Source organism: Marinomonas sp. A3A, from assembly GCF_018336955.1.
GTDB classification, from domain to species: Bacteria; Pseudomonadota; Gammaproteobacteria; order Pseudomonadales; family Marinomonadaceae; genus Marinomonas; species Marinomonas lutimaris.
Map to the genome: position 1 here is coordinate 2,750,754 of NZ_CP025532.1, position 21,439 is coordinate 2,772,192.

The window sequence follows — 21,439 nt, forward strand, 5'->3', positions numbered from 1 at the left end:
TCACACAGTAAAAGACAAAAATCTAGGACTAAGACAGTGAAAATGTAGCCCTTTCCTTTTTTACTAAAATCAATACCATGCCATGCACCAATATAGACCATAAGTGCCTTTTTAAGGAACACTTTATTTCATAAAATTTAGTATTCAATAACCACATCAGATTGAGGCACGGTACAGCAAGAAAGAACATAACCAGCTTCAACATCTTCATCTGTAATCCCGCCATTATGATCCATTTGCGTTTGGCCTTCTTTGACAAGTACTTTGCATGTACCGCAAATCCCCATACCACAGGCTTTCGGGATCATTAAATCTAGTCTTGCAGCGGCATTGTGTAAGGTTTCACCAGCCATAATTTGAATGCTCTTACCGCTATTTGAAAATTCAACTCTCATCAAATCAGCTTGATTAACGGAATCAGCTTCCGCCTGAGCCACTTCTGCTTGCTCAATCGCCTCTTCTACCACGTTTACAGGCGTCGCACCAAACGACTCTTCATGGTAGCGGCTCATATCAAAGCCTCTTGACTGAAGAAGGCTTTTCACTGCTTTCATATAAGGCACAGGACCACAGCAAAAGATTTCTCTTTCCATAAAATCGGGAGAGATCATATCCAGTTTTGCTTCATCCAAATAGCCGCGATAGCCTTGCCAAGGCATGCCATTCTCCATGCGCTCAACAATCAAATACAGGCCGAAGTTATCTAATCGCGCCGCCATATGATCAAGTTCACGAGTATAAATAACATCACGTGGAGAACGCGCGCTGTGAATAAAGGTAATATCAACATCCGCATTAGTATCAAACCACCAACGTGCCATAGACATCACAGGAGTGATACCCACACCACCAGAAAGCATTAAGACTTTCTCAGCAGGAAAATCAATACAGTTAAATTGACCAACTGGACCATGCACGGCCAACTCAGACCCCATAATCATATTGTCATGTAACCAATTGGACACTTGACCGCCAGGTACACGTTTAACCGTAATAGAAAAGCTATAAGGAACAGAAGGTGAACTCGAAATCGTATAAGAGCGCATCACTTGCTTGCCTTCAATCTCAAGTTCCAAGGTGACAAATTGCCCTGGCTTAAAGAAGAACATAACCGGTTGCTGTGCCATAAAGCAGAATGTTTTTACATCCCACGTTTCATGAATCACTTTCACACAACGAACATTGTGACGTCCGTTCACCCAAGTTTGAGTATTAACTGGCGCCAAGTAATCAGCGTTAACCATATTTGTAGAAGAAGAATTGGTCATATTGAAATCTCTTAATTAAAGTCGAGTACCTAAAAGTAAAATGACACCATTTCGGGCCATTTTGGGTCCAGTTGAACAATCCGAGTTAACTCTGCGCGACAATTAGTTGCTCATGGCAGTCAAAGCTAGGTAGCTCAAGCGATTGCGAGTCGATTTATGTATCAACTCTTGTCGTTAATGGTCATTTCCTTCCCTATTGATTAAGCGACTATAGCCTCGTAGTTAAAAGACGCTTTCCATCACTCTTTTTGTCATTTAAGGCCCAGAAAGATGAATCAACACGACCTACTAAATATACGCCATGCTTCTTTAGATGAAGCCCAAACAGCGATGACAGATATGCTAGAAAAACGTCCTAGCAATTATTCACTTGACGCCCAGCTTTATAATGACCCACACATGTTTAGAATCGACATGGAAGAAGTCTTTCAAAAAGAATGGCTATTTGTGGGTATGACCAGCGAGATCCCCAAAAAAGGCGACTATATCACCGTCGAAATTGGGCAAAACCCAGTGCTGATCCTGCGGGATGGCGAAGGCAATGTGAACGCCTTTCACAATACCTGTAGACACCGCGGCTCAATACTTTGTACCGAACATAGAGGCAAGGTTGCCAACCTCGTTTGTCCTTATCACCAATGGACTTACGATCTAAAAGGCAATTTATTGTTTGCTGGCACAGAAATGAATAAAGACTTCGACATGAAGCAACATGGCCTAAAATCGGCATTTTGCAAAACTGCTGGCGGCTTTATCTTTGTTTGCCTAGGTAAAACTGCGCCTGATGACGGATTCGATGACTTTTTGTCGACACTTGAAGAATACATGGAACCCTACGACGTGGAGAACACCAAATTAGCGGTTGAATCCACCATGTACGAACGCGCTAACTGGAAACTAGTACTTGAAAACAACCGCGAATGTTATCACTGTGCGGGCAGTCACCCTGAACTACTCAATACACTACTAGAGTGGGACGACACCGAAGACCCTCGCGCGCCACAAGACTTCCACGACCATTACAACGCTCAAGCAGCGAAATGGGACGAAGAAGGCATTCCGCACAAAAGTAAAAGCTTTGGCGAAGTACAGCGTAACCGAATCGTACGCATGCCACTGAAAAAAGGCACCCAAGTAATGACAATGGACGGCTCTTCCGCCAGTTCATTACCACTTGGTCGTATTCAAAACCGCGAGCTTGGTTCCATGCGTATTTTGCATTTGCCAAACTCTTGGAACCACATGCAATCCGACCACTTCATCGTATTCCGTGTATTACCAGTTTCCGCTCAAGAAACCATTGTTACGACCAAATGGTTCGTCCACAAAGACGCAGTAGAAGGTATTGATTACGATACTGAAAACCTACGTAAAGTCTGGGATGCAACAAACGAGCAAGACAAGGTACTTGGCGAACGTAACCAGCTAGGCATCAATTCCATTGGCTACCAACCTGGTCCATACTCAGAAACCTACGAATTCGGCGTCATCAATTTCTTAGAATGGTACTCAAATACTGTTCAAAAGAACCTTAAAGCTAAATAAAATAGCTTTAAGTGGCTCAGCAACACAAAACCAAAAAACCAAAAAACACCAAAAACGAATCTTCGGATTCGTTTTTTTTGCTTATAACACGGACTTTTACTGAGCATAAAAAACTTTAGAACAAATAAAAAAGGGCTGAAACTTAAAGATTCAACCCTTTGATTTTAAAACAAGAAATCTACAAGATTCGCTTAAGCAATCTATCCGCTCGTGTACGAATGACTTTTTTCAACAATCTTTGAATTTTATCTGGGTAATCATGGATCGTTTCAAGTTGACTATAAGATGAAATTCGCTGTGTATGCTGATAGATATTGTCAAATTCAGCCGTGAATTTAGCAAGCAAATGCTGCTTTGGATCTTCAATTAACAAACCGTTTTCCAAATCAAGCGCCCAGGCTCTAGGGTTAACATTATTGCCCGTTAACAACATAGTACGACGATCTATCCAGAGCCCTTTTAGGTGATAGCTATTATTGTCGTGCTTCCATAAGTGAATCGACAAACCACCCGATGCAATATAACGTTCATTAGCGTGAGCAAACTTGCGCAAATTCATCTCGTACAAATACGGCAAACCACCAATGGCTTTAAAAGGCTGATCTGGCGCAATATAAAAATCGTTGGCGGTTTTATCACCAACCACGATATGAACCTTCACGCCGCGCTTAATAGCGCGCTTAACTTCTCTCAACACCACCTTAGGCAAATTGAAATAAGGCGTACAAAGTACAATCTCTTGTTTCGCATCAGCCAACAACGTGATGATTTTTTGGTTGAGTACATTGTGACGCTTACCTACACCAACCATGGGCGTCACAGCCACTTGTTGAACGCCTACCGCTTGCTTTTCGCCCCCATAAGATGACTTGCCCAGCGAAATTCTAAACTGTCGAATCGTAGGTTTAAGCTCTTTCGTTGAAGGCAAATCCATTTCAGCAAGATTATTCACCGCAGGATTTTCGATCATATCGTTACGAATGAACCCCGCCATGCTGTCAGCCAGCGATGGATTATGGATAACATGATAACGATCAAATCGATAGCGATCCTGATAATGTAGATAAACGTTATTTAAACTCGCACCGCTGTAAATCACCGTATCGTCAATAACAAAGCCTTTTAAATGCAAAACACCAAATACTTCACGATTACGAACCGGCACACCATAAACAGGAATCGCATGCTCATATTTTTCAGCAAACGCCTGATACATAGCGGCGTTGCCTTTGGCTTTTTCTGCGCCGATCAAACCGCGCTGAGCACGATGCCAATCCACACAAATAACAATATCTAACTCAGGATTACGCTGCTTGGCTTCATAGGCCGCCGCTAAAACCTCCCTGCCCGCTTCATCATTTTCAAGATAAAGCGCAACAAGATAGATCCTAGACGTCGCGTTATTGATCGCTTCTAACAAATACTCTCGAAAACTAAGGGCAGATTGCAGGACATGGAATTGGTCAGGTTCAACTGCAAAAGTAGGCAATGAACCGAATGAATTTCTAATGGGCATAATACAGAGGTGCTACCTTATTTTTAACTAACGACAGACTGTAACAAATTCGCCGCTTTTTTCCTAAAAAATAATAGTAGAATAAAAAAGCCCCTCAACTCGAACACGCCATATCTGTTAAGTTAAGGGGAGTAAATCAATCTTTTGTCTGTAATTTAAGCATCACTCCAGTTGGCAAAAGCCTTAAACCGCGACGTTGCTCTAATTCCCCCCAAATACCATTTGGTACACACAAAGCAAAAAGAATCGCCACCACACCTAACCCAGCCAAATACCAAACGCCATACACCCCTAAAAATTCCTGCAATAAAAAGAACACAATTGCACCAATAATTGGGCCCTCAAAGGTTTTCAACCCGCCAACCAGCACCATAAACAGCATAAAAACAGTCCACTGCACACCAAAATAGGTTCGTGGTTGAAAGGTCACTGCGCTGGCTAACCAAATAGCACCAGCCAAAGCGCAACCAAACGCTGCCACAACAAAAATAATTTGTTTCACTCGCATCACACGAATCCCCACCGAGTTAGCGGCTTCTTCATCGTCACGAATAGCTTGCGCCGCGGCACCTATACGGCTGTTGATTAACCACAAAACCAGCCCCAACATACCCGCCATAGCAACCAAGCCAAACCAGAAATTACTATTGCGGCGAAATTCTGGTTCATATTGATTCATTGCCAACAAAGACGTACCTGTTTCACCCTGAACAATAGGATCAAACATCACCAATATCCGAATCACTTCCGCCGTCACCCACATAGCTATGGCAAACTCACCGTCTTTAAATTTCAGCGCAAACACCGAGATAAAAAGCGCGATAACAGAACAGCCCAATGCACCGACAAAAAAAGCCAGATAAGGCGACATACCCATTTCCACCAGACGCAGTGCAAAATAAGCACCCAAACCAAAGAATGCCTGCTGACCAACAGACACCAACCCTGCATAGCCCGCCAATAAATTCCACATCACAGCTAACAAGATATAGACAAACAAGGTAGTCAACTTATCGACCACCAAACCACTACTCCAAAATGGCACCGTCGCTAACACCACCAACAAAAGCACGCCAATTAACAAAGCAGGTCGCCCTACTTGATACCAACGTTCTGTAGTAAAACGCTCAGGAGTCTCTCGTGAAAATTGCTTCATATTTAATCACCCATTTTTTATTCTTGTTTTCGTGGCTTTTGCTTTAATAGAACCTTGTGATGACCAACCAGTCATCGGCCCGGCGAGCTGTTTAATCAACATCCACCAGCCACCTCGTTGGTGAGCAATGGTTCCATAGAAACGCACACTCAAAACGGCAAGAAACACCAAATGCCCAGTAAGTTGAAACCATTGAGAGGAGATCAGCGTGGCACCCAAACTTTGAGAAATACCCAACACAATGCCGCCAACCAAGGTTCCCCACAACGAACCGATACCACCAATGACCACAGCCTCAAACGCAAAGATTAACTGCATCGGACCATCGTATGGCGTTATCTGAGCTCGCATTGCCAATAACGAACCTGCCAATGCCGTTAACACCATTGCAATCGCCGCTACTGAACGATGAACAGCATGAGAGTTAATACCATTTAGTTCTGCCGCCTCTGGATCACTTGCCGTCGCTCGAATAGCTCGCCCAAGGCGTGTAAAGCTGAGCATTAACTGCAAGCCTGACAGCACTAAAATCGCAATAGCAAAGGTCATAACGGGCAACTTTCCGACACTTAACTCATCGGTAATCTGCCAACTATCCCAAGACAAATCGCCAATGTAATTTGCCAAAGAACGCGTATCGGAGCCAAACACGCCGAACAAGCCATTTTGCAACACCGCGCCTAGCCCAAAGGTCACCAACAGAGGCAATAAAAAACCCGCCGCTTGCGTCCGCGTAAAAAGAAACTTTTGCAGGAGCCAACCAAGCAACGCCATCACAGGCAAAGACAGCAATACCGCCAACCAAGGAGAAAATCCTAATTGATCCACACCAAACAGAACCAAATAGGCACCGAGAATTGCCAAATCGCCGTGGGCCAAATTAATAAACTTCGCCACACCAAACATCAACGACAAACCAGCTGCCAACATAGCGTAATAGCCGCCTAGCAAAAGACCTTGAATCAGAGAATCAAGCATGCAGCACCTCCTCTTCCAAGCCAAAATACGCCTTAGTAATATCTGCGTGTGACAGTTCATCCGAACGCCCAGATAGCGCCACCTTGCCCTCTAATAAACACAACAAATGATCAGAGAATCGAATGGCTCTATTCAAGTCTTGCTCGACAATGATCATGGTTGTTTCCTGACTTTTCTTCAGCAGTTCTAAAGACTGGTACAAGCCTTCCACCGCAATCGGAGATAAACCAAGAGACACTTCATCTAACAACAACACCGACGGATTACACATAAGCGCTCGACCAATCGCTACCGCCTGACGCTGACCGCCAGACAAACCACCCGAGACTTTATTTAGAATCGGCTCTAAAGCAGGCAAAGCCGCCACCACCTTATCCAACGACCACGAACCAGAACGTCCATGTTCACCAGCTATTTGTAAGTTTTCTCGCACTGTCATATCGACAAACAAACGACGACCTTCTGGCACCATAGCCAAACCTTTCTCCACTCGCTGGTAAGCAGGCAACTCAGAAACATCATCGTCATTAAGCAAAATTGAACCAGAATCAACCGAATGGACACCACTTAAGGTGCGAAATAACGTGGTTTTACCAGCGCCATTGGCACCGACCACAGATAAAACCTCTCCTTGCTCAACAGAAAATGACACACCTCTCACCGCAGTTAGCAAACCATGCTTCGCCACTAACCGATCAACAACCAAAGCACTCATATTGCCTCCTCCAATTCTGAACCAAGGTAGGCTTTCATCACGTCTGGATTATTCATCACATCACTAGGAACTCCCTCCGAAATCACTCGGCCTTCACTCATGCAAACCAAGCGATCAATCACTTTCAGCAAAGCGTGCAAAATATGCTCGATCCAAATAATCGTCAGGCCTTCTGCTTTTAACTCGCTAATCAGCGCGACTAATTGATGCAACTCGCCTTCCGTCAAACCACCGCCAATTTCATCCAACAACAACACCTTAGGCGCCGTCGCCAAGGCACGGGCAAGCTCCAAGCGTTTTCTATCCAATAAGCCCAGAGCTGCCGTCGGCCGATTCGCCAGGTGAGCAATACCAGTTTGTTGCAAAGCCTTCACCGCATACTTTTCGGCGTCATCACCAGACAGACCTGCGCCATTGTTCGCAGCGGTCAGTAAATTCTCAAACACCGTCATACCTAAAAATGGCCTAGGCACCTGATGCGTTCGAGCAATACCAGCATGACAACGCTGAGCAGCATTGATAGTCGTAATGTTTTCACCTTGATAAATCACCGAACCAGCAGAAGGCGTTGTCGCTCCAGACAACACACCAAACAGCGTGGTTTTACCCGCGCCATTTGGTCCGACAATACCGACGGCTTCACCCTTATTCACAGAAAAATCCACCTCATGCAAGACTTGAAATGCACCGTAATGCTTATCTATCCCGATTCCGGTTATGATCGGCGTCGAAAGAATCGTCATCATTAACCCCCTATTTTGTAAGGAGTCATCTGACCAGTAAGCTGTACAAACGGATGATCCGCATTAGACACAATAGGAAGATCAAATTCCCATGGCCCCGACTTAGATTTCACCCACTGCACGCCGACCAAACCTGTCGTCGCACAGTTCGGCACCGGACCAGAAGTAAAATCCACAATACCAACGGCTGTTTCTGTCTTTAACTGGGAAATAGCCATTGCTAAAGCCACCTTGTCTTTCGGCGTTCTCGATGCAATCAGTGACTCAACCGCCGCATCAAACAATGCAGCATTTGCACCTACTTGCTGATTCCACTGCTTACCGGCAGCGCTTTCAAAACCCGCAGCAATTTCAGGACAAGACATCCCCGTGGATTTAGAAAAGAATGGAAAATCTTTGTGCCAATAGGCACCAGCATGAAGGCCGTAACCTAAGCGCCCTAACGATTCGAGCTCTGCAGGAAACAAACCCGCTTTGGCTAACTGAGCAATTTTCACCTGTTGTGCATAACCTTTCTGTGCAGCTTAACGCCAGAAAACAGGAAAATCAGGTGGGAAAGGAAAGGTATTAAAAATCTCGCATTGCTCTTTTTTAAACAAATTAATTTGTTGAGAAAAATCACTGGTGCCATTTTCATAAGGCCCCGCGTCAACAATACTAAATCCAGCTTTTTCCAAGCTAGGTAACAGCAAGCTTCGAATGGCATTACCGTCAGCATCATTGGGCAACAACACACCGACACGCTTATTGGTTTCGACCTTGCTCCATTGATCAATATACAACTTGGCAAAATCGGCAACACCGAAACAAAAATGATACGTCCATTTAAACGGCGAAGGCTCACCCGGTTTAGCTCCTCGGCCAAAATAGAAACTTTCCCATGGCGCTGTGGTCGACAAACAAGGTACACCAGCCGCTTCACAAGCATCAGCAACAGGATTGACTGTTTCTGGTGTCGAAGACGTCAACATCAAATCTACGTTATTGCCATTAATCAGATCTTTCGCCACCTGACTAGCGCGAATCGAACTCGACTGCGTATCCCCAACCAAAATCTCAACCGCGTATTGCTTGCCCTCAATATTTAATCCATTGGCAAACTGCTTATTAATCTGTGCAAGCAAAAACTCATCCCCTTGCCCAAACACACCAAGCGGACCGGACCGAGGCACAACATAACCAATACGAATAATGTTATCTGGATTTGCAAAAATGGACTGAGAACCCATCAAACCAAGAGAAACAATACTTCCCCCAGCAATGGTGCTTGCGCCTTTAATAAAATGACGACGCGAGATAAACTGATTAATCAACTTATTATCTGACATACAATTGTTTCCTTTTATTTTTATTGTTTGAACCAACAAATATGGTCAAATAAGTCATAGCAATGACTGTGCCGCAGAATAAAAACATCGAAAAATATGCAAAAAATAAGAACTATCACGCTGATTTATAAGATTTTATCGCGATTAAAAAAACGTAATTGAGCAATGATGGAAGGCATAATCAATTGATTATTTGATAAAAAACGGAAGGAAAAACAAAAAGGACTTGTCTATTTCATAAAGCAAAAAGTCGACAACATCAGCAATAAAATATAACCAACATGAGTGATAGAAATTAAATCTTAACCTCTTCCATGTCAGGATTATTCTTCAAATACGTCTTCCAAGACAAATCAATTACCTTCACCTCGCCCTCAATCCAGCGCTTGAACGCCGTCACTTTTTGGTACTTAAAATGCGGCGCAGGCGCCACAAGATAAAAGTCATACTGGGACTTCATATAAATAGGCAGCGGACAAATAAGCTGACCTTTCTCGATCTGCTCATACACCAAACCATAACGCATCATCGCCAGACCTTGTCGAGACAACAACGCCTCCACCAAGGACGTCGAATCCGCCACATGCAAATGCGACTTCATCGGCATATCGTAAAGGTCCAAAAAACGCTGCAACACAGGCCACACATGCGCAACATCAGGTCCAGTATCGGTAATAATCGGAATAGAAACTAACTGCTCTCTAATCGGCTCGTCCATATTAATCATCGAAGGATGACAAACCAATACTAAATGCTCTTGAAATAATAATTGCGACTTTAGCCCTGCGTATTCACCTCGACCCAAGCGAATACACAAATCCAAATCACTGTCCGCAAACGTCGACAACTCAATACTCGGACTCAGACGAAGATTAATCTCTGGCTCTTTAGCTTGAAACCCACCCAAACGCGACACCAACCAACGACTCGAAAACGACGGAACCGAACTAATCACCAAAGTATTGGGGTTCGGATCTTCCGTAATGCCTTTTACACCCTCTTCTAATAAAGCAAACGCCTTCTCAACGTATTCAAACAAGTACTGCCCTTCCGACGTCAGCACCACTTGGCGAGTATGTCGCTCAAACAACTCCACACTCAACACCTGCTCCAAGGTCTTAATCTGTTGGCTCACCGCCGCCTGCGTCACAAAAAGCGACTCCGCCGCCTTCTTAAAGCTCAACGACTGCGCCGCATAACGAAACGCCTGCAAAGATTTAAGCGGCGGCAAAGCTCGATTAGAAGACATGGAAAAAACACCTTTTATAAGTAAGATTTTCTTAACTATAAAACACTTTTTCTCGTTTGTCGCACCGCAATTAATAGCCGATTATTTGAACATAAAGCAAACAAACCAATTAGCAAAGAAAAGGATAGCGCCATGAAAAACTGCACATCAGAAGAAATGAACAAGCTCGAAAGCAGCGAATTAGTCATCACTAACGAATGCAAAAACGCATTAGCCAAACTAAAAGAAAAACCATGGAAAGCGATTTTCAAAAAAATTGCTCATAACTGGCGCACTAGAAGCAGACTGAGCCAACTTAACGACGCTCAACTAAAAGACCTAGGCCTAACCGCCGTCGACGTGGATCAAGAAGTGAATAAGCCACTGTGGAAGTGATTTTTTGAGGAGGGCGCTTGGTGGAGTGCCCTTGTTGCAGGGTTGTTGTTTCTATAGACAGATTTGGGTTGTATTCTAACGCTCGGCACAGCGGACCAAAAAGTGTAGCGACGAAGGAGTGAATCTTTTTGGTTCCGACTGCTGCCGCTTGTTAGGTGCTTTTTCTAAAATAGCTCTGTATATCAATAAACCATTTTCCATACATTGACTCATAACTATCTGAAATAGGGTATCTGTGATTAATATCTCTTATATCGTCCATCCAGTTTTCTCCTCTGGAAGGAAGGGAAGATATAGCCTTCCCTAGGAAGTCATTATCACTATCTTCGAGACGTTGAAATTCGATCTTATTGAACAATCTTCCCCTTACCCAGCAGTCTGACTTATCGAATGTCTCATATATTTTCTTTAGTTGATTGTAGATCTCGGGGATATGGTGGTGGTCACCCATCCAATTCCAAAAATCTAGAGAATAGTTAAAGTAGTACTTAGACCACCTGTAGTCGCTAGTTTTGACTAATAGGTAGAGGTTGAAATTATCTGTATTTAGACAGAAATACAGCTCTTTAGGTTGTTCTTTATTAAGGATATCAATGCATTGATTTGGTGCGTAATACGGCAAACTCTCACTGAGATATTTCCCGTTCTCACCATGTTTAATCCAATCTGACTTTGCACCGGTTACTTCAGAAATTCTTTCTATTAATGAAGATGGACATTCTTCGTCTTCTGCTTCGATCTTTAGTAGATGCCTTTCACTATAGTGCCCAATAAGCTCAATGAACCTGCTGGAAGATATTCCCCGCTCCTCTCTGAGAGATTTAATACGTTTACCGCAGAGATAAAACTGCTCATGAAGTTTTTCATTACTCTCTGAAGGAACAAAAACATTCAGATAAATACGGCAGAATTCAGGATGCGCTTCAGAAATCCTAGTTAGATCATCCAATGTAAAAACAATGCATTGCCAACCAAGTTCTTCACATACTTCATAGAATAACTCAACTTCACTACCTGGATTAGTAGTAATACAGATAGTTACTTTATGAATTTTATCCTTGAAATGGCATTTTTCAGTTGTAAGCTGGCTTATATCGTATAGAACTTTCTTCTTAATTTCGGATTGTTGAGTGGTAAATTGAATAGCTATATATCTTCCATCACTCTCTCTAACATAAGCATCAGGCGTTCCCTTTCTTGTTTTTCCCAGAGCATCTCTATTTGAGTTAATAGTGTCATATTCGTTACTGTGAACCTTCAGTAATTCACAACATACATCTTCGAACCCTTGAGGTGATAAATTTACAAAAGCGAATCTTAGCTCTTCTTGAATTTTCATTTAAATCCTATAGTTCTGCCCGCGCATTCTGGAAACCTAACGCTCCCATCCAAGCGCCGCAGAATGCGGTCGCTTGGATGGGAGCGTTAGGTTTATGGTTCGATGGATGGACCATCTAGAGTTAAATCTAAGTCTAGGTCTAGTCCATTGGTTATGATTTCGAGCTTTGATAATGAACTATCCTGAACTGCTTCTATGAAATAATCTCTCCGGTCACCATGATTGCACCCAACAAGTTTATTTAAAATATAATGCTCAAGACTAATTCTGTTTTTACCGATTCTCAGTTGCTCTTGTTGATCACCTATTCGAACCATGGGCCCGAGTTTACCATTTTGAGGCGCTTCAATTACAATATAGTCCGCTGTATGGCTGTACATTTTATTGCACTGCTCAATCAAGCGAGAACGCTCATTCTCTGATAACTTATCTGACTGACCATTTTTTGCTTGTCCTAGAATTGCTTTAGTGCAGCCGTTTGCAACGCCTTGCTTTTTAAAGACAATAGCAAAATCCGCTCCGTATTTTTTCTCTGCAGCTCCTGGCCCTCGATCATTAACAACCACTGTATCGAACTTAAATTCTAATGTTCCGTTGCTTTTTGAGTCTTTTATCGTTCCGCTCAAGCGTCCCATCACGGCTGAAATATAACCAGCTTCTTGCTGAAAGTTTTTACGTTCAATACCTTGGTGAGCACTTTTGATGTGATCAAAAACTGTTCTCAAGAACTTCTTATCTCTCAAGTTAAACCTCTAAAATTCTTAATCAACATAACACAAAGTACACGGACGGAAAAACGCTTTAACGTTTGACGTCCCAGCGGCCGCAGACCGCGGGTGGAGTGCCTTGTTATGCATCTTCATTTGAACCGTCAAGTTTTTCTGCCTGCCGAATTATGGCTTCCAGTTCTTTTTCAAAATTATAGCCACCTTTAACAGTTATTCTTATACCGTGAATATCTACAGTTATTTCTTTAGCAGACTGATTCTTCATATATTGTATTAATAAAGGAGATAGGTGCTTTAGCAAGTAACCAACAGAAGTTACAAGAGCAGGTATAGACAAGCCCGTCAGCAAACTATTAACAATTTCAGCCTCAGAATTGTTTGTCATGAAGCCTGATGTCACCTTGTTGATTTTGCCAACTGAAAGGTCATTACATTTATCAATCATCGCCTTAACCAAAAGGTGCTGACCTTCTTCATCAGTAAGCTTCCACCTATTTTGATTATGTACGGATAGATAAAACTCGTTGCTCACTAAATTCTCCTTGATACATAACAATTAAGGGTTATACGGCAGCGTAGCTGCGGTTATAACCCACTGTTGAACGGCTGCGTTGTCTATATAGGGGATTTGCTTTTTTCATGGTGGGACTTCCCTGTTAAATAACTCGCTAAACTTCAGAGTCTGTTTGGACTATGCCGCTTCAGATGGTCTTTGATCGCCGCTACATTGGTTCTTCGTTTGCTCTTTTGTAGCGCGATTTGATCCGCGAGGCAAGCGATTCCCTCAGACCTTATGACCTAATCCGCTTTCAAGGCAATGTATTTATGCCTAACTGAAGGGAAGGAAATTAATTACATTGTCGGGCTGAAGCCGCGACCTACAAAAAAATGTTAGATCAATGATTTATAAGATTGATGTGAAGCAAGGCGAACACTAAGAGCGAGGTCAAACGATAGTGTCGAGTGATGGTTTCGGCTTGCTCGCATCTCCAACGGAAGTCATACAAAGAAAGCTTCGCTTTCGTGGCACTTTTAAAATGTATAAAAAACCGCTCCGCTTATCGTGCCCTACGTTTGGAGATGACTTGCAGGAAGCAAGGCGAACACCAAAAGCTAGGTCAAACGGCCATCTAAGGCAGTCAAGTTGAGTGATGGCGTTTTATGTCTCATTCTCTTTTAATTCAAGCTGTCTCTCACTTCGCCAGACGCGTATGAGCACAATTTCTTTAGCTTGTCTGAGGTAGACAACCCGAAATGGCGCGTGAATCAATTCACGAATATGATCCATATTGAATTCAGGGACAATTCGACCTGCATCAGGGTGAATTTGAAGCATGCCACAACGCTTCAATATTGCAGCGACGAAGTCCTCACCGATATGCGGCACATCCTCCTCTTGGTAATACTTCTGAATAGCCTGCAAATCCTCAAGAGCAGACTGTGCAATGCATAATTCCATTTACTTGATTCCCAAGGTTTTCTTGGCGTCCTCCAAGGATACGGTGTTGCCTTCGCGAGCATCCATTAGTCCCTGCGCCACCGCTTTTACAAACCGCAATTCCTCTGCGGTTTTCTCATAATCTTCAAGCCCCTGAACCACCGCTACGCCGCGGCCGCGACTGGTAAGCAAAATTGGGCGATGCGTTTCCTGTGTTCGACCAACTACCTTTCCGGGATTGATCTTCAGGTCTGATAGAGGAACAACATCCTCGGAAAATTTAATCTGCATAATGACTTCCTAGTGAGCAATCAAGTGCTATTAATAGCACCCGTTAACAGGTACGGTCAAGGAGCATAATAGGGCTCGCATTTAAGACTGGTCTTGGAGGTCAGGTATTTTGTTGATTGACGTGGAGCAAGGCAAACACCAAGAGCGAGGTCAAACGATAGTGTCGAGCGGTGGTGTTTGGTTTGCTCGCGTCTACAACGGAGGTCAGGGTCAAAGCTCCGAAGAGCCAAAGTAATAACCCCTCCCTCGCCCTCCCCTTGGAAGACATAAGGGGAGGGAATAATTACGTTGATGCGGAGCAAAGCAAGCTAGAATTGAAAAATGACATTCCTACGAGGTAGGCGCTAGTTTCGCAGGAGGAATATCATTTCTTCAAGTCTCTGCGACTGAGCTACTTAAGGTGTTGTTGATTTCTTTCCAGGTAAGTCCGCTGCCTTTTTTTGCTTCGGTTTTGGTTTGGGTTATTTGGATGATTTGGATGATTTGCCCTGCGATGGAGATGGCGATTTCGAAGGGCTTTTTACCTGCGATTTCGTTTAGCCCCACTGGGCAATGCACGGAGTCGATTTCCGCTTGGCTAAAGGAGGCGCTGACGAGGCGTTTTTTGAAGCGCAGGGCTTTGGTTTTCGAGCCGATTAGGCCGATGAATCGGCAGTCTTTTCGATCCAATAAGGCTTCCACTAGCTGATAATCCAAGGCGTGGTCGTGGGTCATGACTAAGGCGATTTCGTTATGGCTCATGTGGTCGATGTGTTCCAACATGGATTCATACAGAAACGGTGTGACGTTACTCGGTAGGCCTTTGATATTCTGGTCTTGAGCTAGGTTCTCACGGCTGTCGACCCAAGAGATTTTCGCCTGCATGTTCCCCAATACATTGACCAAGGTGGTTGCGACGTGTCCCATTCCAAAGATGGTGATTTTGTTGGCAGGCTCTGGGAAATATTCCAGCAGCACGCTAACCGTACCGCCGCAACATTGGTTGGTTTTGGCGGCGAGTGGAAAGTTTTCCAACACATGAGAAGGCGAAGATGCATCTTGCAACATGGCTCGGGCTTTTTGGCAAACAGCGTATTCCAGCTGTCCGCCGCCGATGGTGTCGAAGCTGTGTTCTTCGGTAATGATCATCTTGCTGGATGATTCCCGAGGCGCAGAACCTTGGGTGCCAATCACGGTGACTATCACCCAAGCTTGCCCTGCTTTCTCTACTTCCTGTAACGCCTGAACCCAGCTCATAGAAGACATCATAGGCTGACTTCCCCACCTGTTTTATGATTTTGCGCCGCTTGCATGGCGTAATACACCGCTTCTGGCGTAGCTGGCACGGCCAATGGAGGCGAGATTTTATGGTCTGCCACCGCAGCGCAAGCGTCTTTTAATGCGCACCAAACGGAAATCCCCAGCATGAGTGGTGGTTCGCCCACGGCTTTAGAACGATACACCGATTCTTCACTGTTAGGACGGTCGAACAATTTAACATTGAATTTTTCTGGAATATCCGCCGAGGTTGGAATCTTGTAATTCGCAGGGCTGTTGGTGGTGATGCGACCTTTGTCATCCCAGCTTAATTCTTCTGAGGTGAGCCAGCCCATGCCTTGCACAAACGCGCCTTCGATCTGACCTATGTCCAAATCTGCGTTTATCGAATCCCCTACATCGTGCAAGATATCAACCTGGGTAACTTTGTATTCCCCTGTGAAGGTATCGACGATCACTTCAGACACGGCCGCGCCATTGGCAAAGTATAGGAAAGGTCGGCCTTTGGCGGCTTTGCGGTCGTAGCCAATCTTCGGGGTTTTATAAAACCCGGTAGACGATAAAGACACGCGGTTCATGTATGCCAATTTGATGAATTCAGGGAAGCTCATTGTCTCGCTGCCTAGGATGACTTGATCGTCTTCAATAGCAAATTCATCGGCAGCAATAGCAAAGTGTTCCATGGCGAATTCTTGCAAGCGGCTTTTGATCGTCATGGCCGCATCCAACGCAGCCATGCCGTTCAAATCCGTTCCCGCTGATGCGGCGGTTGGTGACGCGTTTGGCACTTTGTCAGTACGAGTAGAACCTACGTTGACGCGTTGGTAATCAATGCCAAAGGCTTTGGCAACAATTTGCGCCACCTTGGTGTAAAGCCCCTGCCCCATTTCCGTTCCGCCATGGCTCACGTGCACACTGCCGTCGGTGTAGATATGCAGCAAGGCACCACCTTGGTTTAAGTGTTTCGAGGTAAAGGAAATACCAAATTTTACTGGCGTAAGCGCTAGACCTTTTTTCAGGAAAGGATTCTGCTTGTTGAAGGCGTTAATTGCCTCACGACGAGCTCGATAATCTGAGCTGGTTTCCAGTTCTTCAATCAATGTCAGCAACACATCGTCATCGACTTTTTGCCCATATGGCGTGGTGTCTTTACCGGCTTGATAACAATTTAGCTTGCGAATGTCTAACGCATCTTTGCCCACAGCGCAGGCGATTTCCTCAATGACGTTTTCCGCTAAGATCACGCCTTTTGGCCCACCAAAACCACGAAATGCAGTATTGGAAACTGTGTGGGTTTTACCGCGATAACCACTTATTCGAGCATTCGGTAGAAAGTAAGCATTGTCCGCATGAAACATGGCGCGATCGACAACGCCGTCCGACAAATCGGCTGTACAACCACATTTTCCAACCATATCGTATTCTGCCGCGAGGATTTCTCCCGCGTCAGAAAAGCCTACTTGGTAGCTGTTCCAGAAGTCATGACGCTTGCCCGTTTGTACCATGTCATCTTGACGAGGCATGCGATATTTCACCGGACAACGATTTCGTACTGCAAGCACTGCAGCCATGCAACCAAGAACAGCCGCTTGCGATTCTTTGCCGCCAAAGCCACCGCCCATACGTCGTACTTCAACAAGAACTTGTGCCACGGGTAAACCTAGCACACGCGCCACCAGCTTTTGCACTTCGGCAGGATGCTGAGAGGAAGCAAATACTTGCACGCCGCCATCTTCATTAGGCGTTGCCACACTGATTTGCCCTTCCAAATAGAAGTGCTCTTGGCCCTTGATGTACAAATCGGATTTAAGCTTGTTCGGCGCGGTTTCTAATGCGCCTTTGGCATCGCCACAGCTGATGGTGTGAGTTGGCAAGACAAACTCTTGGCGCTCTAACGATTGACGAGGATGCAAGGTTGCTTCTCGCGGTTTGTACTCTATCTCAGCCAAGGCAACGGCTTGTTTTGCCGCACGTAAACTGGTTGCAGCGACCGCAAAAATTGATTGGCCGATGAAGTGAACAAAATCACCAGCGAGTAGTAAATCGCCACTTAACACAGGTGACACATCCACTTCCCCAGGAATATCCGCTTGCACGATAACATCCACCACGCCTGGATAAGCACGCACTTTGTCCAAATTGATCGACACAATATCCGCATGGGCTTCGGTCGATAATCCCGTTGCCACATGCAATTCATTTGGCCATTCTGGCATGTCGTCGATGTAAACAGCTTGACCTGTTACGTGCTTAATAGCCGATTCATGGACGGGCAAAAGCCCTTTATTAAAGGCTTTTGTGTCGAGAGTGAAATCTTGTGGAAGTTTACGCATGAGTGCTGCCCTCCGAACCGGTCGATAAAATGGAATCGCTGACAGCGTGACCAGAGAAAGTCACTACCTCGGTGCCGTTTAGTTCCAGCCATGCTTTACGAATCAGGTTGCTGGCCATATCTAAACGATATTTCGCGCTGGCTCGCATGTCGCTCATTGGCGTTAATTCACCACGCAATGCTTCGATAGCTTGATTTAAGGCTTGTTCGTCGTTAATGGCTTTGCCGGTCAGCGCTGATTCTGCTTTTAAGCCGCGAATCGGTGTGGCGGCCATACCACCAAATGCCAAGCGCACATCGCTTAGTTTGCCATTATCCACATCGAATCGAACCGCTAACATGACGCTGGAAATATCGTCTTCCATGCGTTTCGAGACTTTATAGAAACGATGAAACTGCGCGAGCTTATCGAGCGGCAAATCAAAGGATGCGATCATTTCATCCTTCGCTAATTGGGTTTGTTTGTAGCCTTGGTAGAAATCATTGATATTTACCGTTCTGGTACTGCCGTCTGTTTTTAGCAATTGAATATCGGCATCAAACGCCAATAACAAGGGCGGTAAATCGGCAATGGGTGAGGCGTTCGCTACGTTGCCGCCGATCGTACCGCGATTACGAATTTGTCGAGAAGCAATTCGACTCAGCAAGCCATGGATCTGCGGATAGAGCAACTTACTGAAATCTTCCAACTCACTGTAAGTCACCGATGCGCCGATGGTTAGAGTGATGGCACCAATGTCCAGCGCTTTAAGTTCAACCACGCTAGATACGTCAATTAAGGTATCAAAATCACGATAGCGCTGAGTATTTTCTAGCATCAAATCCGTACCACCAGCGATCAAGGTGGCGCCTGGATTAGAGGTTAATGCCTGAGCAAGTTGCTCTAAATTGATTGGTTGCAGATAATTGCTTTTGGCATTCGTCTCGGCTTGTAGGTTTTCAAGCAGACTTTTAATGCCTTCGTTTTTACTCATCAGCTCAATAAAAGGTGTCTCTTTAGCTTCTTGCACCTTAATCATAGATAAACCAGCTTCGATGATTGGACGATAGCCAGTGCATCGGCATAAATTACCTGAAATAGCATCACAAACCGCTTCACGATCAATGGGCTGATCAGCGTTCTGTTTGTTTTCGTATAACCCTGCCAACGACAACACAAAACCCGGTGTACAAAAACCACACTGAGAACCATGAGATTCCACCATGGCTTGTTGAGCTGGATGCAATTCATTAACTTTAGACAAATACTCAACCGAGACAACATGCTTGCCCGACAAGGATTGTACTGGCGTAATACATGAATTGAGCGTTGAATAGGTCAATTCGCCGTTCTCTAACGCACCAACAAGAAGCGTACATGCACCACAATCTCCCGATGCACATCCCTCCTTCGTTCCAGTTAATCCACGCTTTTCTCTTAAGTAACGCAAAGCCGTAAAGTCGCTAGGGAGCGTATTATCGTCGATGAGCTCATCGTTTAGTATAAATTGCAAAGCGCTCTCCTTATTTAAAATGATGTAAGCAATGATAGCTTAAATGCAAAAACCTGACCAATCGTACAAAATTTTAGTTTAAAACGAATTTTTCCACTTGAACAATTAATTTTGTAATCAAAAACATCCACCATCCCACTCAAAAATGAATTGAATATGTAAAGAGCACGGTTTTCTCTAGCCACAAAGAAAAATGAGTTTTATTATCATTAATACAGTTTGATAAAGGACATAAGGTTACCAATATGGACAAGATTAACATTAATGAAGAATTTGTATCTCTAAACGAAGAATGGGCACCAAAAATCATTGCCGAGTCCAATGGGCAATCGGTACGAATTCTAAAGGGGACAGGAGAGTTAGGCTGGCACAAACATGAAGACGAAGAGAAAATAATCATGGTATTCAAAGGCCAACTGACCTTAAAGCTCAAATCATCTAGTGACATAGTCCTTGATGCAGGCGATATGTATGTCATGCCAAAAGGGGTTGATCACTGCCCTGTCGCACAAACTGACACGCACTTCATGATGATAGAACCGTCTTAGTGCGCACTCCAAAGTAAGCATCAAACATAAGTCCGGAACGACAAAGATACAGTACCTCCTAAAATTTAGGTCTGAAATATGACCTAAATTTTGTCTACTAAATCAAACTAAGAACCTCAGGCTACCGCCTAGCTTATGAAGTCATTGATGATGAAATCGTCATCTATGTACTGGCAATTGGCAAACGAGACAAAGACGCGGTGTATAAAAAACTCGCCTCTCGGATTGATTGACTTTAATTCTCTCACCAAAAAAGCCGAAACAAGCAAGCTAGACAACACTTTTCAAGTTACCGTAAATATTATTTATTTTTCAACAATCTATTGGCTTTATACTGGTATAACTAAGCCTGAACTTGTTGAACACATACTATTTGGCTTATTAAGAGATCGAGATGACATCATCAAAAAATGGGCTGAAAGCCATCGCGTTTATAGAGGCACTAAAAGGCTTAATGTCTCTTATCGTAGGGTTAGGAATCCATGTCTTAGCTGGCGAGAACTTACAAAAAATAGCTGAATCCATCGTCTCTCACGCTCATCTAAATCCTGCGAGCCATTTTCCAAGTATTTTCATCCATGCTGCAAGCTCAATTACAGACCGCAATATGAGTTTGGTTGCTATTGGTGCACTAGTTTATTCACTAATTCGGTTCGTTGAAGCCTATGGTTTATGGAAAGCGTTTGTTTGGACTGAATGGTTTGCCTTAGTAACAGGAGCAATCTATTTACCATTTGAGATCTATGAAATCATTTTTCATATACACATTTTGACTGTCTGCGTATTTTTGCTAAATGTCATAGTGGTTTGCTACATGGCGAGTGTACTTTACAGCAAACGAAAAAAAGACACAGCATTGCTGCCATCCAGTGAAACCTCATAGAACTAGATTTGATATCTACTCTCTATTTCCAAGCAAATCATATTTACTTCCCCGTCTACTGTTACACCCAATATCACTTTTTTAACGCACCATTTTGTCTCACATCTCCACTCCATATCTGAAAAAACGTATCTATCCAAACCTTAAATTTTTATTTTTCACTTTAAATTCATACACTTACAGAAAATCTCAGATTCCCACAGAATATGGAACAAATGTTGCTAACCAATATAAATGTGAAACAAGCGGGTCTTTAG

Annotated in this window: 23 protein-coding genes; 6 read left to right on the forward strand and 17 right to left on the reverse strand. The window is 44.0% G+C overall.

The window, feature by feature from the left end; translation table 11 throughout:
• Positions 1-137: 137 nt before the first annotated feature.
• Complete coding sequence (gbcB, locus tag CYL31_RS12855; protein ID WP_249411573.1) at positions 138-1,268, reverse strand: glycine betaine monooxygenase reductase subunit; 1,131 nt, start codon at positions 1,266-1,268, stop codon at positions 138-140.
• 270 nt (positions 1,269-1,538) lie between these two features.
• On the opposite strand from gbcB, the gene gbca reads away from it, so the two are divergent.
• Positions 1,539-2,813: a glycine betaine monooxygenase oxygenase subunit gene (gbca, locus tag CYL31_RS12860; protein WP_212915612.1), complete on the forward strand. Its 1,275-nt coding sequence runs from the start codon at positions 1,539-1,541 to the stop codon at positions 2,811-2,813.
• Between the two features lie 178 nt (positions 2,814-2,991).
• Here the strand turns inward: gbca and pssA are convergent, their stop codons facing one another.
• From pssA to CYL31_RS12900, 8 genes are all read right to left on the reverse strand, one after another.
• The gene (gene pssA / locus CYL31_RS12865) at positions 2,992-4,329 is read right to left on the reverse strand and encodes a CDP-diacylglycerol--serine O-phosphatidyltransferase (RefSeq protein ID WP_212915613.1); all 1,338 of its coding nucleotides are present in this window, start codon (positions 4,327-4,329) and stop codon (positions 2,992-2,994) included.
• Positions 4,330-4,465: 136 nt separating this feature from the next.
• Positions 4,466-5,485, reverse strand: a complete 1,020-nt coding sequence (locus CYL31_RS12870; protein WP_212915614.1) for a branched-chain amino acid ABC transporter permease — start codon at positions 5,483-5,485, stop codon at positions 4,466-4,468.
• Between the two features lie 6 nt (positions 5,486-5,491).
• Complete coding sequence (locus tag CYL31_RS12875; protein ID WP_212915615.1) at positions 5,492-6,463, reverse strand: branched-chain amino acid ABC transporter permease; 972 nt, start codon at positions 6,461-6,463, stop codon at positions 5,492-5,494.
• A complete protein-coding gene (locus tag CYL31_RS12880) occupies positions 6,456-7,178 on the reverse strand; it encodes an ABC transporter ATP-binding protein (RefSeq protein ID WP_212915616.1) in 723 nt (240 codons plus the stop codon). Before CYL31_RS12880 ends, CYL31_RS12875 begins: the two co-directional genes overlap by 8 nt.
• Positions 7,175-7,924: an ABC transporter ATP-binding protein gene (locus CYL31_RS12885; RefSeq protein ID WP_249411574.1), complete on the reverse strand. Its 750-nt coding sequence runs from the start codon at positions 7,922-7,924 to the stop codon at positions 7,175-7,177. The genes CYL31_RS12880 and CYL31_RS12885 overlap by 4 nt, the downstream gene beginning before the upstream one ends.
• Positions 7,924-8,418 (reverse strand): type 1 periplasmic-binding domain-containing protein, encoded by a 495-nt coding sequence (locus tag CYL31_RS12890; RefSeq protein WP_212915617.1) that lies wholly within the window; start codon positions 8,416-8,418, stop codon positions 7,924-7,926. The genes CYL31_RS12885 and CYL31_RS12890 overlap by 1 nt, the downstream gene beginning before the upstream one ends.
• 27 nt (positions 8,419-8,445) lie before the next feature.
• Positions 8,446-9,249, reverse strand: a complete 804-nt coding sequence (locus CYL31_RS12895; RefSeq protein ID WP_212915618.1) for an ABC transporter substrate-binding protein — start codon at positions 9,247-9,249, stop codon at positions 8,446-8,448.
• Positions 9,250-9,544: 295 nt separating this feature from the next.
• Complete coding sequence (locus tag CYL31_RS12900; protein ID WP_212915619.1) at positions 9,545-10,498, reverse strand: LysR substrate-binding domain-containing protein; 954 nt, start codon at positions 10,496-10,498, stop codon at positions 9,545-9,547.
• 132 nt (positions 10,499-10,630) lie between these two features.
• Between CYL31_RS12900 and CYL31_RS12905 the strand changes: the two genes are divergently transcribed.
• The gene (locus CYL31_RS12905) at positions 10,631-10,873 is read left to right on the forward strand and encodes a DUF1127 domain-containing protein (protein ID WP_212915620.1); all 243 of its coding nucleotides are present in this window, start codon (positions 10,631-10,633) and stop codon (positions 10,871-10,873) included.
• A gap of 151 nt (positions 10,874-11,024) precedes the next feature.
• Here the strand turns inward: CYL31_RS12905 and CYL31_RS12910 are convergent, their stop codons facing one another.
• The 5 genes from CYL31_RS12910 to CYL31_RS12930 form a co-directional block, all read right to left on the reverse strand.
• Positions 11,025-12,212, reverse strand: a complete 1,188-nt coding sequence (locus tag CYL31_RS12910; RefSeq protein ID WP_212915621.1) for a helix-turn-helix domain-containing protein — start codon at positions 12,210-12,212, stop codon at positions 11,025-11,027.
• A 92-nt stretch (positions 12,213-12,304) separates the two neighbouring features.
• Positions 12,305-12,955, reverse strand: coding sequence for a hypothetical protein (locus tag CYL31_RS12915; RefSeq protein WP_212915622.1), 651 nt, complete (start codon positions 12,953-12,955; stop codon positions 12,305-12,307).
• Positions 12,956-13,061: 106 nt separating this feature from the next.
• Complete coding sequence (locus CYL31_RS12920; protein WP_212915623.1) at positions 13,062-13,472, reverse strand: hypothetical protein; 411 nt, start codon at positions 13,470-13,472, stop codon at positions 13,062-13,064.
• Between the two features lie 627 nt (positions 13,473-14,099).
• Positions 14,100-14,399, reverse strand: a complete 300-nt coding sequence (locus CYL31_RS12925; protein WP_212915624.1) for a type II toxin-antitoxin system RelE/ParE family toxin — start codon at positions 14,397-14,399, stop codon at positions 14,100-14,102.
• On the reverse strand, positions 14,400-14,669 hold the full coding sequence (locus CYL31_RS12930; protein WP_212915625.1) for a type II toxin-antitoxin system Phd/YefM family antitoxin: 270 nt from the start codon (positions 14,667-14,669) through the stop codon (positions 14,400-14,402).
• 109 nt (positions 14,670-14,778) lie between these two features.
• On the opposite strand from CYL31_RS12930, the gene CYL31_RS20840 reads away from it, so the two are divergent.
• Positions 14,779-14,904 carry a hypothetical protein gene (locus CYL31_RS20840; RefSeq protein WP_283248201.1) on the forward strand — a complete coding sequence of 42 codons (126 nt, stop codon included), beginning with the start codon at positions 14,779-14,781 and terminating at the stop codon, positions 14,902-14,904.
• A 137-nt stretch (positions 14,905-15,041) separates the two neighbouring features.
• Here the strand turns inward: CYL31_RS20840 and xdhC are convergent, their stop codons facing one another.
• Genes xdhC through xdhA form a run of 3 tightly spaced genes read right to left on the reverse strand, consistent with a single transcriptional unit; the run spans position 15,042 to position 19,751 of the window.
• Positions 15,042-15,917 carry a xanthine dehydrogenase accessory protein XdhC gene (gene xdhC, locus CYL31_RS12935; RefSeq protein WP_212915626.1) on the reverse strand — a complete coding sequence of 292 codons (876 nt, stop codon included), beginning with the start codon at positions 15,915-15,917 and terminating at the stop codon, positions 15,042-15,044.
• Positions 15,914-18,259 carry a xanthine dehydrogenase molybdopterin binding subunit gene (gene xdhB, locus CYL31_RS12940; protein WP_212915627.1) on the reverse strand — a complete coding sequence of 782 codons (2,346 nt, stop codon included), beginning with the start codon at positions 18,257-18,259 and terminating at the stop codon, positions 15,914-15,916. The genes xdhC and xdhB overlap by 4 nt, the downstream gene beginning before the upstream one ends.
• Positions 18,252-19,751: a xanthine dehydrogenase small subunit gene (xdhA, locus tag CYL31_RS12945; RefSeq protein ID WP_212915628.1), complete on the reverse strand. Its 1,500-nt coding sequence runs from the start codon at positions 19,749-19,751 to the stop codon at positions 18,252-18,254. The genes xdhB and xdhA overlap by 8 nt, the downstream gene beginning before the upstream one ends.
• Positions 19,752-19,996: 245 nt before the next feature.
• On the opposite strand from xdhA, the gene CYL31_RS12950 reads away from it, so the two are divergent.
• From CYL31_RS12950 to CYL31_RS12960, 3 genes are all read left to right on the forward strand, one after another.
• Positions 19,997-20,299: a cupin domain-containing protein gene (locus CYL31_RS12950; protein WP_212915629.1), complete on the forward strand. Its 303-nt coding sequence runs from the start codon at positions 19,997-19,999 to the stop codon at positions 20,297-20,299.
• Between the two features lie 101 nt (positions 20,300-20,400).
• Entirely contained in the window at positions 20,401-20,532 is a 132-nt protein-coding gene (locus CYL31_RS20730; RefSeq protein WP_283248227.1) for a type II toxin-antitoxin system RelE family toxin, read from the forward strand.
• Between the two features lie 161 nt (positions 20,533-20,693).
• Positions 20,694-21,182 (forward strand): DUF2127 domain-containing protein, encoded by a 489-nt coding sequence (locus CYL31_RS12960; RefSeq protein ID WP_212915630.1) that lies wholly within the window; start codon positions 20,694-20,696, stop codon positions 21,180-21,182.
• The last annotated feature ends 257 nt before the right edge of the window (positions 21,183-21,439 follow it).